This is a genomic window from Tahibacter harae, from assembly GCF_024437735.1.
Lineage (GTDB): Bacteria > Pseudomonadota > Gammaproteobacteria > Xanthomonadales > Rhodanobacteraceae > Tahibacter > Tahibacter harae.
Window position 1 is genome coordinate 204507 of the sequence record NZ_JANFQO010000002.1, and the last position, 18618, is coordinate 223124.

Here is an 18618-nt window from a genome sequence, read left to right on the forward strand (position 1 = left end):
TCATGCCTCCTGCGCCGCGGCGACCAGCTGCCGCGCCCGCTCATGGATACGATTCCACTCCGCCACATCGACCAGTGCCGCGTTGGCCGCCAGCAGCACGCCTTCCGCCCGTCCTTCCTGCAGCAGCAGTCCGGCGCGGAAAGGCGCGCCGGCCGCGGCTTCCGCCTCGCGCTGCAGCGTTTCGGCCAGGGCTGCGCGCGCCGCCTGTGCGTCCTCGCCCGGCGCGAGCTGCTGCACGCCGACGATGCGCCTGAGCGCGTCGCGGTCCAGCTCGGCGGCGCGCAGCACCAGGCGGCCGTCGATGCGGTCGGACTGCTGCGCCAGCGCGGGGAATTCCCGTCCCAGCGTGCGCACCAGATGACGCAGCTGGGTCTCGGTGAACTCCGCCGCCGGGGCGAGTTCGGCCCGGTGCGCGCCCTGCTCGCCGCCCTCGCCGCCCGCCGCCGTCCAGGTCGCGCCGCCGGAGCCCGCCGCCAGCGCGGCCGCGCTTTCCTCGGCGTTGCGCAGCGCCAGCTCGGCCAGGCCGGCAATGGTCGGCGTCTTGAACAGCTGGCCTACGCTGATGGTGATGCCTGCACTGCGCGCAGCACCGACGATCTGCACCGTGCCCAGCGAATTGCCGCCAAGTTCAAAGTAGTTGTCGTGGATGCCGATGCGCTCCAGCCCCAGTACCTCCTGCCAGATGCGGCAGAAGGTCTGCTCCCACAGCGTGCGCGGCGCCACGTATTCGCGCCGCTGCACATCGGCGCCGGCCGGGCTGGGCAAGGCCTTGCGGTCGGCCTTGCCGTTGGCGGTGACCGGCATCTGCGCCAGCTCGACGAAAATGGCCGGAATCATGTATTCCGGCAGTTTTTCGCGCAGCTGGCTGCGGTAGCGCGTCTTGCGCGCATCGGCATCCGCGGCATCGACCGGCCCGGCCGGCACCACGTAGGCGACCAACTGGCGCGCCGCGCCGGCGCGTGCATCCAGCGCGCGCGCCAGCACCACCGCCTCGCGGATCTCGGGGCATTCCATCAGGCGGCTTTCGATCTCGCCCAATTCGATGCGCAGGCCGTTGAGCTTGATCTGGTTGTCGATGCGGCCGAGGTACTCGACCTCGCCGCGCGCGGTCCAGCGCGCCAGATCGCCGGTGCGGTACAGGCGCGGGCCGGGCAGCCCATGCGCTTCGCCCAGGTGATTGGGCACGAATTTCTCGGCGCTGAGCTGGGCATTGCCGATGTAGCCGCGGGCCAGCCCCACGCCGCCGATATACAGTTCCCCAGCCACGCCAGTGGGCGTCGGCTCGCCGTGAGGATCCAGAATGTAGATCTGGATATTGTCGATGGGCCGGCCGATGGGAATGGTGTCCACCTCGGCATGCCGCGCGCAGTCCCAGAAGGTGACGTCGATCGCCGCCTCGGTCGGGCCGTACAGGTTGTGCAGCTTTGCCGTGGTGCCGCTGCGCCAGTAATCGGCCACCAGGCGCTTGTCCAGCGCCTCGCCGCTGCAGAACACCTGCCGCACGCTGCGGCATTCGGCCCAGTCCACCGCGGCCAGCATGCCGGCCAGCATAGAGGGCACGAAATGCAGGGTGGTGATGCGCTCGGCGATGATGACGTCGCGCAGGTAAGCCGGATCGCGGTGGCCGCCGGGCCGCGCCATGACCAGGGCCGCGCCCTCGCCCAGGGTCCACCAGAACTCCCACACCGACACGTCGAAGCTGTACGGCGTCTTCTGCAGCACGCGGTCGCGCGGCTCCAGCGCGTAGGCCTTCTGCATCCAGTGGATGCGGTTGACCAGGGCCTCATGCTCGACCATCACGCCCTTGGGCCGGCCGGTGGAGCCGGAGGTGTAGATCACGTAGGCCAGGCTGCGCGCGTGCAGGCCCAGGCTGGCCGCCGCAATATCCGTATCCGCCTGCGCCTGCAGCTGCGCCGCCGTGGCGGCAGCGTCGATCTCGATGACCTGGACCTGGTCGAAGCGCTGGCCCGGCAGCAGCGCCGCGGTCTTGATCAGCAGCGGCGCCTGCGCGTTCTCCAGCATGTAGGCAATGCGCTCGGCCGGCAGTTCCACATCCACCGGCAGGTAGGCGCCGCCAGCCTTGGTCACCGCGACGATGGCCACAACCATGTCCAGCGAACGTTCCAGACACAGCGCCACCGGCGTATCGGCGCGCAGGCCCAGTGCCAGCAGGTGGCGGGCCAGCTGGTTGGCGCGCCGGTTCAGTTCCGCATAGCTCAGGTGCTCGCCGGCGCAGACCACGGCGATCGCGTCGGGCTGCTGTGCCGCGCGCGCCTCGAACTGCTCGTGGATCAGGCGTCCGCGCGGGAAATCCGCCGCCGTGGCGTTGAATTCACGCAGCAGGCGCGTGCGTTCGGCCACATCCAGCAGCGGCAGGCGCGCGGCCGGTTGCTGCGCATCGGCCACCATGGCATGGAGCAGGTTGAGCCAGTAGCCGGCCCAGCGCTGCACCGTGGCAGCGTCGAACAGGTCGCTGGCGTAGTCGATGCTGCCGGCCAGGCCGTCGCCGGCGGCGCCCAGGGCCAGGGAAATGTCGAAATGGGTGCTGCGCCGCTCCAGTCCCAGCGGCTCCAGCTGCAGGGCGGTATCGGCCGCCGGTGCGGCCGGCGGCGTGTTGTCCAGCGTGAGCATGGCCTGGAACAGCGGGCTGTGGCCCAGGCTGCGCTCGGGCTGCAGCGCATCGACCAGTTGGTCGAACGGCAGATCCTGGTTGGCATAGGCCTGCGCCGCCGCGCCGCGGATCTGCGCCAGCAGCTGCGCCACGCTGACATCGCCGCCGCTGCGCACGCGCAGGGCCAGCGTGTTGACGAAAAAGCCGATCAGCCCTTCCAGCTCCAGCCGGCCGCGGTTGGCCACGGGCGTGCCGACGACGACATCGTCCTGGCCGCTCAGGCGCGACAGCAGCAGCGCCCAGGAACCCAGCAGCACCATGAACAAGGTGCAGTCGTGGCGCTGCGCCAGCGCGCGCAGGCCGGCGGCGAGCGCCGCCGGCACCTGCACCGGCACCTGCGCGCCGCGATAGCTCTGCGTGGCCGGACGCGGCCGGTCCAGCGGCAGGGTGAGCAGGCCGGGCGCATCGCGCAGGTGTTCGCGCCAGAACGCGAGCTGCCGCGCCAGCGCCTCGTCCTGGACGCGCTGGCGCTGCCAGGCGGCGTAGTCGGCGTACTGCAGCGGCAGCGGCGGCAGCGCCACGGCCAGTGCCGGCTGCGCGAAACCGGTGTACAGCGCGCTGACTTCGCGCACGAACACGCCGACCGACCAGCCGTCGGACACGATGTGATGCTGGGTCAGCAGCAGCACGTGCTCATCCGCCGCCAGCCGCAGCAGGCGGCCGCGTGCCAGCGGACCGGCGGCCAGATCGAAGGCCGCATCGCTTTCCTCGGCCATGTGCCGCTCCAGCAGGGCCTGGCGTTCGGCCTCGCCGAGCGTGCTCAGATCGGCCCGCTGCAGCGCGAAGGGCTGGGCCGGACGGATCACCTGCACCGCGCGGCCTTCCTGATTCAGGAACACCGTGCGCAGGCTTTCATGCCGCGCCACCAGCGCGTCCAGCGCTGCCTGCAATGCGGCCGCGTCCAGCGCGCCGCGCAGGCGCAGCGCGATCGGGATGTGGTAGGCACGGCTCGCGGCCGGATCCAGCTGCGCCAGGAACCACAGGCGCTGCTGCGCCCAGGACAACGGCAGGGACTGGCCGCGGTCCACCGGGTCGATGCGCAGCTGCTGCGCCGGCGCGGCGGCGGCGATCGCGGTGGCCAGGCCGGCGATGGTCGGCTGCTCGAACACCGCGCGCAGCGGCAGTTCCACCGCCAGCCGTGCGCGCACCTGCGAGGCCAGCTGCACCGCCAGCAGCGAATGGCCGCCGATCTCGAAGAAATGATCGTGCCGGCCGACCTCTTGCACGCGCAGCAGCTGGCGCCAGATCGCGGCCAGGGTTTCCTCCACCGCCCCCTGCGGCGCCGCGTAGACGCGGCTGGCCAGGGCCGAGCCGTCCGGCGCCGGCAGGCTGCGCCGGTCCAGCTTGCCGTTGGCAGTCAGCGGCAACTGCGCCAGGCTGACGTAGGCGCCGGGCAGCATGTGCTCAGGCAGCTGCGCGGCAAGCTGGGCGCGCAGGCTGGCCGCGTCGGGCGCCGCGCCGGGCAAGGCGGTCGTATAGGCGACCAGGCGCTTGTCGCCGGGGCTGTCCTCGCGCACGACGACTACGGCCTCGCGCACGCCGGGCAGGCTGCCCAGGCGTGCCTCGATCTCGCCCAGCTCGATGCGGAAGCCGCGCAGCTTGACCTGGAAGTCGCAGCGTCCGAGGTATTCGATGCTGCCGTCGGCGCGCCAGCGGCCCAGGTCGCCGCTGCGGTACATGCGCGCGCCGGCGCGGCCGGCGAAGGGATCGGGCAGGAAGCGCTGCGCCGTGAGTTCGTCGCGGCCGAGGTAACCGTGCGACACGCCGATGCCGCCGATGTACAGCTCGCCGCTGACGCCGATGGGCACCGGCTGCTGCAGTTCGTCCAGGATGTAGACGGCCACGTTGGCCAGCGGCCGGCCGATCGGCACGCTGCGCAGGCTCTCGCCGTTGCAGTCGAACACAGTGGAGCAGACCGTCGCCTCGGTCGGACCGTAGGCGTTGAACAGGCGGCAGCGCGCCGCCCATTGCGCAGCCAGCGCCGGTGCCAGCGCTTCGCCGCCGGCGATCACGCAGCGCAGCGCCGGCAATTCCGCCTGCAGCGGCAGCGCAGCCAGGGCCGAGGGCGACAGCACGACGTGACTGATGTCGCGCGCGCGCAGCGTCTGCACCAGCGGCGCGCCGGGCAGCAGTTCCTCGCGCGCGGCCAGGTGCAGGGTCGCGCCGGCGCACAGGGCCAGGCAGATTTCCCACACGCTCGCATCGAAACTGCACGAGGCGAACTGCAACATGCGGCTGTCCGGCCCCAGGCCGAAGCGGACGATGTTGTCCTGGATCAGGTTGCTCAGGCCGGCGTGGTGATTGACCACGCCCTTGGGCTGGCCGGTGGAGCCGGAGGTGTAGATCACGTATGCCGGCTGCGCTGCGGCCAGGCCGGATTGCGACGGCGGCACGGCGCTGTCGTCGAAAGCGGCGAGATCCAGCGTGTCCATCAGCAGCGAGGGGCCGGCGAAGCCCAGCGCGGCCTGCACCGAGGCCTGCGTGATCAGCAGCGCCGGCGCGCAGTCCTGCAGCATGTAGTCCAGGCGCTCGCGCGGATAGGCCGGATCCAGCGGCACGAAGGCCGCGCCGGCCTTGAGCACGCCGAGCTGGGCCAGCACCAGGTCCACGCCGCGCTCCAGGCAGATCGCCACGCGCGCACCGCGGCCCGCGCCCTGCTGCGCCAGCAGGCGCGCAAGCTGGTTGGCGCGGCGCTCCAGCGCGGCATAGCTGAGCCGGCGGGTCGCATCCACGACCGCCAGTGCATCGGCGCGCGCGGCGGCCTGCTGCGCGAACAGGTCGGTCACGAGCAGATCGCCGCGGTGCGGTGCCGCGGTCGCGTTGAACGCCGCGAGCGCGGCCTGCTCCTGCGCATCCAGCAGCGGAATCGTCGCCACGCTACGCCACTCGTCCTGCAGCATGCCCTGCAGGACGCGCTGCCAGCAGGCGGCAAAGCGCGCGGCGGTGGCGGCGTCGAACAGGTCGCTGGCATAGCCCAGGCTCGCGGCCAGACCGTCGCCGAAATCGGTCAGCGCCAGCGACAGGTCGAAATGCGCCGTCGCCGCTGGCGCCGCGACCGGTTCCAGCACCAGCTCCGGCAGTTGCAGCGCCTGGTCGCGCGGCGTGTTGTCCAGCGCCAGGGTCACCTGGAACAGCGGGCTGTGGCTCAGGCTGCGCGGCGGCTGCACGGCCTCGACCACCTGCTCGAACGGCAGTTCCTCGTGGCTGTAGGCATCGAGCAGGCTGCGCTTGACCTGGGCCAGCAGCTGGCCGGTGTCGGGCGCGCCGTCGAAACGCAGGCGCAGGGCCAGCGTGTTGACGAAGAAGCCGATCAGCGATTCGACCTCGGTCTGGCGCCGGTTCGCGACCGGCGTGCCTATGACGATGTCGTCCTGGCCGCTGAGGCGCGACAGCGCCACGCCCCAGGCGGCCAGCAGCACCATGTGCAAGGTGACGTCGTGGCGCTGCGCCAGTGCGCGCAGGCCGCGGTCGAGTTCCGGCGCCAGGGTGAAGTCGAAAGACGCACCGGCGAAGCTGCGCACCGGCGGACGCGGCCGGTCCGTGGGCAGATCGATCAGCACCGGCGCGCCATCGAGATGTTCGCGCCAGAACGCGATCTGCGCCTGCAGCGTCCCGCCCTGCAGCCACTGGCGCTGCCAGGCGGCGTAATCGCCGTACTGGATCGGCAGCGGCGGCAGCGGATCGGCCTCGCCGGCGACGAACGCGGTATACAAGGCCGCAACCTCGCGCACCAGCACACCCAGCGACCAGGCGTCGGAAACGATGTGGTGCTGGGTGATGAGCAACACATGCTCATCCTCGGCCAGGCACAGCAGGCGGCCGCGGATCAGCGGCCCGCGCGCCAGGTCGAAGCGCTGCGCGGCCTCGGCCGCGGCGTGTTCGGCCACGGCGCCGGCCTGCTGCGCGGGATCGAGTCCGCGCAGGTCGTGTTCGGCCAGGGCGAAGCCCTGCCCGGCCGGCGCAATCGCCTGGTAGGGCTGGCCTTCGTGCGTGGGGAAACCGGTGCGCAGCGCTTCGTGGCGGTCGACCAGGCGGTCCAGCGCGGCCCTGAGCTGCGGCCGCTGCAGCGCGCCGCGCAGGCGCAGGCCGGCGGGAATGTGGTAGGCGGCACCCGCGGCCGCGTCGAGCTGGTCGATGAACCACAGCCGCTGCTGTTCCCAGGACAGCGGCAGGCGGCCGTCGCGCGCAACCGCCGTGACCGGCGGACGCTGCGCCTGCCCCGCCCCGGCGATGGCCTGGGCCAGGCCGGCGACGGTCGGCTGTTCAAACAGGGTGCGCACGGCCAGCTCCACGCCCAGCGCGCGGCGCAGGCGCGAGACCACCTGCACCGCGCGCAGCGAATGTCCGCCGATCTCGAAGAAATTGGCCTGTATGCCGATGCGCTCGACGCCGAGCACCTCCTGCCACACCTGCGCGATCTGCTGCTGCAGCGGCGTGGACGGTGCGACGAAGGCTTCGTCGCTGTGGTAGTCGCCCAGGCCCGGATCCGGCAGGGCTTTCTTGTCGACCTTGCCGTTGGGATTGAGCGGCAGACGCTCCAGGCGCAGCAAGCGCGCGGGCTGCATGAATTCGGGCAGGCGCTGCTGCAGCGCCTCGCGCAGGCCGGCGAGGAAGGCGGCGTCGTCGGCCACATCCGGCGCGGCCACATAGGCGACGACGAACTTGCTGCCCTGCTGTTCGCGCACCACCGCGACCGATTCCTTGACGCCGGGCTGCAGGTTGAGGGCGGATTCGATCTCGCCCAGCTCGATGCGGAAGCCGCGCAGCTTGACCTGGTTGTCGGCGCGGCCCAGGTATTCCAGGCTGCCGTCGGGCAGGTAGCGCACCAGATCGCCGGTGCGGTACAGGCGCGCGTCCGGGTCCGCGCTGAACGGATCGGCGACGAATTTCTCGCTGCTCAGCGCCGGCTTGTTGAGATAGCCGCGGGCCACGCCGGCGCCGGCACTGTGCAGTTCGCCGATGGCGCCCGGCGGCATCAGCTCGCCATGGCGCGACAGCACGTAGTTGCGCGTGCCCTTGAGCGGGCGGCCTATCGGCACCGGGCGCTCGCCGCTGAAGCTGCGCGGCACGCGGTGGCAGCAGGTGAATACCGTGTTCTCGGTAGGGCCGTAGCCGTTGATGACGACGATGGCGGGATTGGCGCGGTGGACGCGCAGCACCGCCGCGGGACTGACCACGTCGCCACCGGCCAGCACCCAGCGCAGCGGACCGGCCACCGGCGTCTCGAAGCTCCACTGCTCGAACAGGCTGGCGGTCAGCCACATGGTATTGATCTGGTGGGCGGCGACCTGCGCGTTGATCACCGCCGTGTCGATATGCCGCTCCGGATAGATCACCAGCTTGCCGCCGTTGAGCAGCGCGCCCCAGATCTCGAAGGTGGACACGTCGAACGAGGGCGAGCTGGCGTGCAGCATCACGCAGTCCGCATCCAGCGGCACGTATTCGGGCGCGCTGACCAGGCGAGCGATGCCCAGGTGCGGCACCATCACGCCCTTGGGCAGGCCAGTGGAACCCGAGGTGTAGATCAGGTTGGCCAGGTCGCGCGCCGGGTCGGCGTCGGCGGGCAGCGCGAGGTCGGCATCGTCCTGGGCGGTCAGCAGGCCGGCTTCGGCGGCGCCGTCGAGCAGGAACAGCGGCAGCGCCGGCGCGCCCAGTTCCGCCACCAGGCTGCGCTGCGTCAGCAGCACGACCGCGGCCGAGTCGGTCAGCATGTAGGCGATGCGGTCGGCCGGATAGTTCGGATCCACCGGCACATAGGCTGCGCCGGCCTTCAGGATCGCGAGCATGGCCACGATCATGTCCAGGCCGCGCTCGGTGCACAGGCCGACCGCACTGCCGCGGCCCACGCCCTGCGCCTGCAGGTGGCGCGCCAGCCGGTTGGAACGGCGATTGAGTTCGGCGTAGCTCAGGCTGGCGTCGCGGCAGACCACGGCGATGCGTTCCGGTGCCGCCTGCGCCTGGCGGTAGAACAGCTCGTGCACCAGGCAGTCGCGCGGAAAATCCTCGGCGCCCGCGGCCCAGCCGTGCAGCAGCGCGCGGTCGGCCTCGGCCACCAGCGGCAGGCGGCACAGCGGCCGGGATGGATCGGCGACGATGCCGCGCAGCAGGCAATCGAAGCTCGCGCCCAGGCGCTCTATCGTGGCTGCGTCGAACAGGTCGGTGTTGTAGGTCCAGGTGAGTTCCAGCCCGCCGTTCCATTCCGCCACGGAAAGTTCCAGCTCGAACTTGGCCGCCGCGGCCGCCGGCGCGACCGGCGCCAGCACCAGGCCGGGCAGCTCCACTGCGCCGGTTTCATTGTTCTGCAGCGAGAACAGCACCTGGAACAGCGGACTGTAGGCCAGGCTGCGCTCGGGCTGCAGCGCCTCGACCAGGGCCTCGAACGGCAGATGCTGGTAGGTGAAGGCATCGACGATGGAGGCGCGGTTGTTGCGCAGCGCCGTCTCGAAGCTTTCCGCATCGTCGAACTGGCTGCGCAGCGCCAGCGTGTTGACGAAGAAGCCGGCCAGGCATTCCACCGCCTGGTGCGCGCGGCCGGCGATGGGCGTGCCGACGACGATGTCGTTCTCGTTGCTGTAGCGGCTCAGCAGCAGCGCGAACGCGGTCTCCAGCGTGATGAACAGGGTTGCGCCGGCGCGCTGGCACAGCGCGTTTATGGCGCCGCCGAGTTCCGCGTCGATGCGCTGGCTGTGGCGCGCGCCGGCGAAGCTCTGCTGGCGCGGACGCGGCCGGTCCAGCGGCAGCGCGTGCACCGGCGGCGCGCCGTGCAGGCGCGCGGTCCAGTAGGCCAGGTGGCGCTGCAGCACTTCATCGCGCAGCCAGTCGCGCTGCCACAGCGCGTAGTCGGCGTACTGCAGCGGCAGCGGCGGCAGCGGGTCGGCCCGGCCGGCGGCGAAAGCCGCGTACAGCTGCGAGAACTCGCGTATCACCACGCCGTAGGACCAGGCGTCGAACACGATGTGGTGGAAATTGAAGCTCAGCAGGTGTTCGTCCGCGGCGAGCGTGAGCAGGGCCACGCGCAGCAGCGGCGCCTGCCCCAGGTCGAACACCGCCGCGGCCTCCTGCTGCAGCCGCTCGGCCGCGGCCTGCGCACGCGCCGGCGGCGGCAGTGGGCTGAGATCGAACTCGCGCAGCGGCAGTTCCACCTGGGCGTGGACCTGCTGATAGACCTCGCCATCGGCGCTGTGCAGGCTGCTGCGCAGCACCGCGTGGCGCTCGACGATGCGCTGCAATGCGGCGCGCAGCGCCGCCTTGTCCAGCGTGCCGCTCAGGCGCACCGCGCCGGGCATGTTGTAGTGGCTGCTGCCGCTTTCGACCTGGTCGAGCACCCACAGGCGCTGCTGGGCGAAGGACAGCGGCGCGCGCTCCGGCGCGCCCGCGGCGACGATGGGGCTGAGGCGGAACTCCGGCTCCGCCGCGCGCCGCGCCACACCCTTGAGGTAGTCGACGATGCCCGCGCGGTGCTCGCGTATGCGCTGGCGCAGCGCGTCGGGGAGGCCGCCGCTGGGCGCCTTGTACTTGAGCGTGTCGCCATCCAGATACAGGTGCACGTCGCTGCGGCCGGCGGCGTCCAGTACGTCCTTGATCGTCATCAAACTTCTCCTTCCTCGACTTCCTGCAGCGAGCCCAGGTAGGCCTCGCGCTGCTGGCTGCGCCGGGCGAACTGGCGCGCCTGGATCAGCGCGGCCAGGGCCTGGATCGTGGGCATTTCAAAAAATTCCCGGATGGACAATTCCACCTGGTCGGCCAGGAAGGCCTCGCGCACGGCACTGAGCAGGCGCGTCATCAGCAGCGAATGTCCGCCCAGCTCGAAGAAATCGTCCTGCGTACCCACCCGCTCGACCTGCAGCAGCTGCTGCCAGATGGCGCACAGGACCGCCTCGACGTCGTTGGCCGGCGCGACGTAGCCGCCGCGCGGCCGCGCCGCCGTCTGCGGCGCCGGCAGGGCCTTGCGGTCGATCTTGCCGTTGGCGGTCAACGGCAGCGCGTCCAGCAGCTGGAAAATCGCCGGCACCATGTAGTCCGGCAGCTCCGCGCGCAGTGCGGCCGTGGCCTCGCGCACGCACTCGTCCAGCGCGGACGGGCTCAGCGCGGCATCGCCGGCGGCCACCACGTAGGCGACCAGACGCTTCTCGCCGTCGGCACCGGCCCAGTCGCTGACCACGCAGTCGCGCACGAACGGCAGCTGCAGCAGGCGCAGTTCGATCTCGCGCGTCTCCACGCGGAAGCCGCGGATCTTGATCTGCTGGTCCAGGCGTCCGCCGCATTCGAGCTGGCCGTCGGCGCGCCAGCGCGCGCTGTCGCCGGTGCGGTACAGGCGCAGCGGCGCGGCGGCCAGGCCGGCGACCGCGACGAAACGCTCGGCGCTGAGATCGTCGCGGCCGTGATAGCCCTTGGCCACGCCGGCGCCGCCGATGTACAGCTCGCCAAATACGCCGGCAGGCTGCAGCTGCTGCGCGGCGTCGAGCACGAACAGGCCGGTGTTGCGCACCGGGCGGCCTATGCCGATGGGCATGCCGTCGGCGTGGATGCGCGCGCAGGACGACCACACCGTGGTCTCGGTCGGTCCGTACATGTTCCACAGGCTTTCGGCGCGCGCGAGCAGGCGGTCGGCCAGGGTGCGGTCCAGCGCCTCGCCACCGCAGAGCATGCGGATCCGCCGCGTACCGTTCCAGCGCGGGCTGGACAGCATCAGCTTCCAGGTCGCCGGCGTGGCCTGCATCACCGTGATCGCCTGCGTCTCCAGCAGCCCGACCAGCGCCTCGCCGTCCAGGCATTCGTCGCGACTGGCCACGACCACGCAGCCGCCGCTGACCAGCGGCAGATGGATCTCCAGCACATGGATGTCGAAACTGACCGGCGTCACCGCGAGCAGGCGGTCGTCCGCGGCGAAGCCCGGCTCGGCCTGCATGCCGGCGAGGAAATTCACCACATTGGCCTGGCTCACCGCCACGCCCTTGGGCGTGCCGGTGGAACCCGAGGTGTAGATCAGATAGGCCGTGGCCGCCGCCTCCTGCGCCAGCGCGGAATCAGTATCGGCCTGCGCGGCCAGCGCGGCGGCGAATTCCGCCGTGTCCACGCACAGCGACGGTTGCGGCAACTGCAGCGCGTCGCGCACGGCCTGCGTGGTCAGGATCGCGGCAGCGCCGGCGTCGGCGATCATGTAGTGCAGGCGCGCCTTCGGATAATGCGGATCCAGCGGCAGGTAGGCGCAGCCGGCCTTGAGTATGCCCAGCATGGCCACGACCATTTCCGCCGAACGCGGCAGACACAGACCGACCACGGCGCCGGGCGCCAGCCCCTGCGCCTGCAGCTGGTGCGCGTAGCGGTTGGCGCGGGCGTTGAGGGTGGCGTAATCCAGCGTCTGCGCGCCGCACACCACAGCCTGGGCCTGTGGTGTGCGCTGTGCCTGCCGCTCGAACAGGCGCGCCACGGTCGCCGCGGCCGCCGGCGCGGCTTCGCCGCTGCACGACTGCGCGACAATGGCGCGGCGGTCCGCCTCGCGCAGCAGCGGCAGTGCCGCGCAGCGCTGCTGCGGATCGGCCAGCACGCCGTCCAGCAGCACTTCGAAGCTGCGCGCCAGCTGGTCGATGAAGGGCGCGGCGAACAGGTCGCGGTTGTAGGACCAGTTCAGCACCAGGCCGTCGGCGTCCTCGGCGCAGATCAGCTCCAGGTCGAACTTGATCAGGTCCGCCGGCCGCGCTGCCGGCGCCAGTTGCAGGCCCGGCAGCTCCAGCGCGGCCTGCTCGTTGTTCTGCAGGATGAACATGAGCTGGAACAGCGGCGCATGGCTGAGGCTGCGCTGCGGCTGCAGCGCCTCCACCAGCATCTCGAACGGCAGGTGCTGGTTGGAGAAGGCACCCAGCACGGTTTCGCGGTTGGCGCGCAGCAGATCGGCGAAGCTCGCATCCGCATCCACCCGCGTGCGCAGCACCAGGCTGTTGAGGAAGCAGCCGATCAGCGGCTCCACATCCTTGTGCGTGCGGCCGGCCACGGGCGTGCCGACGACGATGTCGGCTTCGCCGCTGAAGCGGCTCAGCAGCAGTGCGAACACGGTCTCCAGGAACATGAACAGGGTGACGTCGGCGCTGCGGCAGCAGGCCTTGACCGCCGCGAGCCGGGCCGCGTCGAGGCGTCGCAGCTGCGCGCTGCCGCGGTAGCTCGGGTGCGCGGGGCGCGGCTGGTCCAGCGGCAGGCTGTGCAGCGGCGGCACGCCGGCCAGCTGCGTGGTCCAGTAGTTCAGTTGTTCCGCCAGCACCTCGCCCTGCAGCCAGCGCCGCTGCCACTGGGCGAAATCGGCGTACTGCACGGCCAGCGGCGGCAGCGGATCGGTGCCGCCGCTGCGGAAAGCCGCATACAGCGCAGAGAACTCGCGCAGCAGCACGCCCATGGACCAGCCGTCGGAGGCGATGTGGTGCATGTTGAACAACACGCGGTGGCGCCGCGGCCCCAGCACGATCAGCTGCGCGCGCAGCATCAGGTCCTGGCGCAGGTCGAACGGCCGCGCCAGCTCCGCCTGCAACAGGCGCTGCGCGGCGGCGTCCTGTTCCGCCGCGTCCAGGCCGGCCAGGTCGGTGATGGTCAGCGGCAGCTCGAAGCGCTCGCTGATGTGCTGGAACACCTCGCCGTCGCGCTCGGCGAAGCGGGTACGCAGTACTTCGTGCCGGCGCAGCACGGCTTCCAGCGCGCGCCGCAGCGCGGCGACATCCAGCTCCCCTTCCAGCTCGAACACGCTGGGCATGGTGTATTCGAGACTGGCGCCGCCGGCCAGCACGTCGAGGAACCAGATGCGCTGCTGCGCATAGGACAGCGGCAGGTCGCCGTCGCGCCCGGCGCGCAGCAGCGCCGGCACGGCACTCGCGCGGCCCTCGCTGCGCAGCACGCCCGCCAGTTCGGCGATGGTCGGATGATCGAATAGCGTGCGGATCGCCAGCTCCGCGCCGAAAGCCTCGCGCACGTGGCTGATCAGGCGCAGTGCCAGCAGCGAATGCCCGCCGAGACTGAAGAAATTGTCGTGGATGCCGACGCGCTCGCGCTTGAGCAGCTGCGCCCAGATCGCGCACAGCGTTTCCTCGTTGGCGGTGCGCGGCGCGGCGTACTGCTGCTGCACCGTGTCCTGGCCGCGGGCCGAGGGCAGGCGGCGGCGATCGACCTTGCCGTTGTGGGTCAGCGGAATCGCATCGAGGAAGACCAGGGCCGCGGGCACCATGTAGTCCGGCAGCGCCTGTTCCAGGCCGTGGCGCAGTTCGCGCCGCAGTTCGGCCAGGCCGCGCCAGCGTTCGGCCTGCAGCGGCGGCAGCGGCTGCACCGGCTGCGGACGCCGCGCATACAGGTTGTACAGCTCGGTGCCTTCGAGATCAGCGTCCTGGTCCAGCACCACCTCGAAGCCGTGCGAGCGCAGCAGCCCGCTGACATAGGCGATGGCGCCGTCGGTGTCATGCACCTCGATCACGACCTGGCGTATCTTGGCCCAGTCCGCGGGTTCTATCCCCCGCAGCACATCCAGCTCGCTGCGCTCCACATCGATCTTGAGCAGGTCGATGCGTGCGATGCCGTGGCGGCGGATCTGCTCGGAAACGGTCGACAGCTGCACCTTGACCCGGCGCGTCTGCATGCGGTCGGCGGCGAGCACCTCGACCATCTCGTCGCTGAGGGCGTGGTCGGCGCTGCCGGCGACCGCCTTGTTGGCCAGGAAGGTACGCACGATGTCGATGTTCTCGGCCCTGCCCTTGTCCAGGCCCGAGTACAGCGTCACATTCGGGTAGAAGCTGAATTCGGTTTCCTTGGCGCAGTCGGAAAGGCCCAGGCAGTGCGGCACGATCTTGCCGGCGCCGAACATGCGGCCATTGGCCTGCAGACGGCGGTGCACGTCGGGGATCGGCTCGTAGCTGTAGACCGTGAGCTGCTCGAAGCGCGTGGCCAGGAACACGCTGAAAGCGCCAATGTTGGCGCCTACGTCAAACACGCAGTCGCCCTCGCGCACGCTGATGCCGTGGCGGTCATAGACCTTGTGCACGAAGATCTCGTCGTACAGGTATTCGGTCTCGGCCTTGTTCAGGCCGTACAGCTCCATGCCGTTGCCGATGCGGTACAGGTGCGCGGGCTCCAGCTGCTGCTGCGCGATCAGCGCCAGCGCCGCCGCCGCGGCCGGTGCCGCCGCCGCATCCAGCGTGGCGTAGGCGATCAGCTGGCGGTCGGCCGGATCGGATTCGTCCACGACGGCAACGGCGTCCTGCACCGCGGGAGCGGCGCGCAGCGCATTCTCGATCTCGCCCAGTTCGATGCGGAAGCCGCGGATCTTGACCTGGCTGTCGGCACGGCCGAGGAATTCCAGCTGGCCGTCGGCCAGGCGCCGCACCAGGTCGCCGGTGCGGTAGAGGCGGTCCTGGGCCTGGCCCGGCAGCGGACTGGCGACGAAGCGTTCCTGCGTCATCGCGGCCAGGTTCACATAGCCGCGCGCGACGCCGGCGCCGCCGATGTACAGCTCGCCGATGCAGCCGTCGGGCTGCAGCCGGCGCTGTTCGTTCATCACGTAGAGCTGGGTGTTGCTGAGGGGGCCGCCGATGGGCACGGCCACGCGCCGCGCCGCGTCGAGCACATCGCCCGGACGCACGAAGCAGGTGGAGCAGCCCACCACGGTCTCGGTCGGGCCGTATTCGTTGACGAAGGTCGCCCGCGGCAGCTTCTGCCGCCATTGCTGCAGGTTGTGCGTGGTCAGTTGCTCGCCGCCGACGACGATGCAGTGCGCCAGCGTCGCGTGCGTCGCCGACGGCAGGTGCGCCAGCGCCTCCAGATGCGCCGGCGTGATCTTGAACAGGCGCGCCGCGGCGGATTGGAACAGCCGCGCGGCCAGCGCTTCGAGCAGACCGTCGTCGCCGGCCAGCAGTTCCACCTCGCCGCCGGCGTACAGCGGCGCCAGCAGCGAGGTGATGGTCGCGTCGAAGCACAGCGGCGAGCTGACCACGGCGCCGCCGATGCCGGGCAGATACTGCGCCGCGGCGTAATCCAGATAATTGGCCAGGCCGCCGTGCGTGATCATCACGCCCTTGGGCCTGCCGCTGGAGCCGGAGGTGTACAGGATGTAGACCAGGTCCTGCGCCGCGCGCGCGGGCGGCGCCAGGCTGCCGCCGTCGGCATATTCGGCCAGCCACTGCGGATCGTGCGCGGCCTCGTCCAGCAGCAGCACGTCCACGCCTTCCACGTCCAGCGCGTTCAGCTGCGCGCTCTTGAGCAGCACCAATTCAACGCCGGCGTCGCGCACGATGTACTGCACGCGCTCCTGCGGATGGCTGGGCTCCAGCGCCACGTAGGTGGCGCCGGCGCGGGCTACGCCCAGGATCGCCACCAGCATTTCGCTACAGCGATCCAGATAGATGCCGATGCGCGCCCCGGGCCGGGTGCCTATGTCGAGCAGGTAGTGCGCCAGGCGCCCGGATTTCTCGCGCAGCTCGCCATAGCTGAGCTGCTGCGCGCCGCAGCGCACGGCAATGCGTTCGGGCCGGGCCTCGGCCTCGCGGTCGAAGCGGGCGATCAGATCGGGCTGCAGCGCCGGGTCGACGGTGGGGCCGCGCAGCACCAGCGACTGCGCCGCGTCGGTGCCGGCGATGTCCAGCACCTGCAGCGGCGCACGCGGGTCGGCCACCGCGCTGTCGAGCAGGCAGTGGAAGCTCGCGGCGATGCGCGCGATGGTCGCGGCGTCGAACAGGTCGCTGTTGTAGGCCCAGGTGAGGAACAGTTCGTCGCCGGCCTCGGTGACATTGAGTACCAGCTCGAAATGCGCGGTGGCCACCTCCTGCGGCAGCACCGAGAACGCCAGCCCCGGCAGCTGCATCTGCACTTGTTCGTTGTTATGCAGCGAGAAGGCCACCTGGAACAGCGGGCTGTAGCTCATGCTGCGCTCGGGATTGAGCGCCTCGACCAGGGTCTCGAACGGAATGTAGTCGTGGCGGAAATCCTCCAGGATGTCGCGCCGGCAGCGGGCGAGCAGGTCGGTAAAGGACGGATTGCCGGAGAGATCGGTGCGCAGCACCAGGCTGTTGACGAAGAAGCCGATCAGCGGCTCCACCTCGCGATGGCTGCGGCCGGCGACGGTGGTGCCCAGCACGATGTCCGTCTCGTTGCTCCAGCGGCCCAGCAGCACGGCCAGGGCGGTCTGCAGCAACATGGCCAGGGTCGTGTCGGTATCGCGGCAGAGCCGGCGCAGCTGCACGCCCAGGGCCGCCGGCAGCATCTGGCTGTGCGCCGCGCCCGCGTAGCTGGCCTTGGCCGGGCGCGGCCGGTCCAGCGGCAGGCCGTGCACGGCCGGGATGCCGTCGAGGCGGCGTTTCCAGTAATCCACGCCCTGCTCAAGCGCAGCGGCGTCCAGCCAGCGGCTCTGCCAGCGCGCGTAGTCGGCGTACTGCACCGGCAATGCGGCGAGCGCCGGCGCGCGGCCTTCGGCATCGGCGGCATAGCACTCGCCGAACTCGCGCACCAGCACCCCCATGGACCAGCCGTCCGAGGCGATGTGGTGCATGTTGAACAGCACGACATGGTCCTGCCCGCCGCGCCGCAGCACGGTCACGCGCAGCGGCAGGTCGCGGCGCAAGTCGAACGGCGTCTGCAGATCCAGGCGGCACAGACGCGCCACCTCGGCCTGGGCTTGGTCCGCCGGCAGCGCAGCCACGTCCAGCCACTGCAGCGGCAGTTCGTACTGCGCGCGCACGCGCTGAAACACATCGCCGTCGCGCTCCACGAACTCGGTGCGCAGGACATCATGACGTTCGAAGATCGCGCGCAGGCTGCGTTCGAAACGCGCGCGGTCCAGAGCACCGGCCAGGTGGAACGTGCCCGGCATGTTGTACTGGATGCTGCCGCCCTGCATGCGGTCGATGAACCACAGGCGGCGCTGGGCGAAGGACAGCGGCGCTTCGCCGCCCGGCACCGCCTTCTCGATCGGCGCGAGCAGGCGCGCACCGCCGCCGGCGTCGATCAGCGCAGCAAGGCCGGCCACCGTGGGCTGGGCGAACAGATTGCGCAGTTCCAGTTCAAAGCGGAATTCCTCGCGCACGCGGCCGATCAGGCGCAGGGCGAGCAGCGAATGGCCGCCCAGTTCGAAGAAGTTGTCGCTGGCGCCGATGCGTTCGCGCTTGAGCAGCTCCTGCCACAGCGCGCACAGGCGCTGCTGGGTCGGGCCTACCGGCGCGACATGGCTGTCCTGCGACAGGCCGGCGCCGTCCGCCGCCGGCAGGCGCTTGCGGTCGATCTTGCCGTTGGCGGTCAGCGGCATTTCCTGCAGCACCACGAACGCGGCCGGCACCATGTACTCGGGCAGAGCCGCGAGCAGGCGGCCGCGACAGCGCGCGGCGATGCCCTCGGCCGCGTCCGGCCGGGCCGGATCCAGCACGAGATAGGCAACCAGCTGCTTGTCCGCCGTGCCCTCGCCCGCCGCGGCGACCAGCACGGTCGCCTCGCGCACGGCGTCCACGCCGCGCAGCTGGCTTTCGATCTCGCCCAGCTCGATGCGGTAGCCGCGGATCTTGACCTGGTCGTCCGCGCGGCCGATGAATTCCAGGTTGCCGTCGGGCAGCCAGCAGACCAGATCGCCCGTGCGGTACAGGCGCGCGCCCGCCGCGCCGAACGGATCGGCGACGAAGCGGGCCGCGGTCTCGGCGGGAAGATTCACGTAGCCCTGGGCCACGCCGGCACCGCCGATGTACAGCTCGCCGACGCAGTTGAACGGCTGCAACTGGCGCTGCGCATTCAGCACGTACAGCTGGGTGTTGCTTATGGCCTTGCCGATGGCCACGGCCGGGCGCGCGGCCAGCGCGGCCCGATCGTACGGCGCGCCCACGCTGTAGATGCTGCAGCCGACCACGGTTTCGGTGGGGCCGTACTCGTTGATGAAGGTCGCGCCGGGCAGCAGCCGGTCCTTCCACGCCAGCAGCGTGGCCGAGGCCAGCTGCTCGCCG

2 protein-coding genes (1 of these 2 cut by a window edge) are annotated in these 18618 nt (G+C 71.0%); both read right to left on the reverse strand.

Annotated features, from left to right (window positions below; translation table 11 throughout):
- A complete protein-coding gene (locus tag NM961_RS02645; RefSeq protein ID WP_255910971.1) occupies window positions 1–10260 on the reverse strand; it encodes a non-ribosomal peptide synthetase in 10260 nt (3419 codons plus the stop codon).
- Window positions 10260–18618 carry the 3' portion of a non-ribosomal peptide synthetase gene (locus tag NM961_RS02650; protein WP_255910973.1) on the reverse strand. The gene runs 2411 nt beyond the window's last position, so only the last 8359 of its 10770 coding nucleotides appear in the window; the start codon falls outside the window, past its right edge — the gene reads right to left on this strand; its stop codon occupies window positions 10260–10262. The genes NM961_RS02645 and NM961_RS02650 overlap by 1 nt, the downstream gene beginning before the upstream one ends.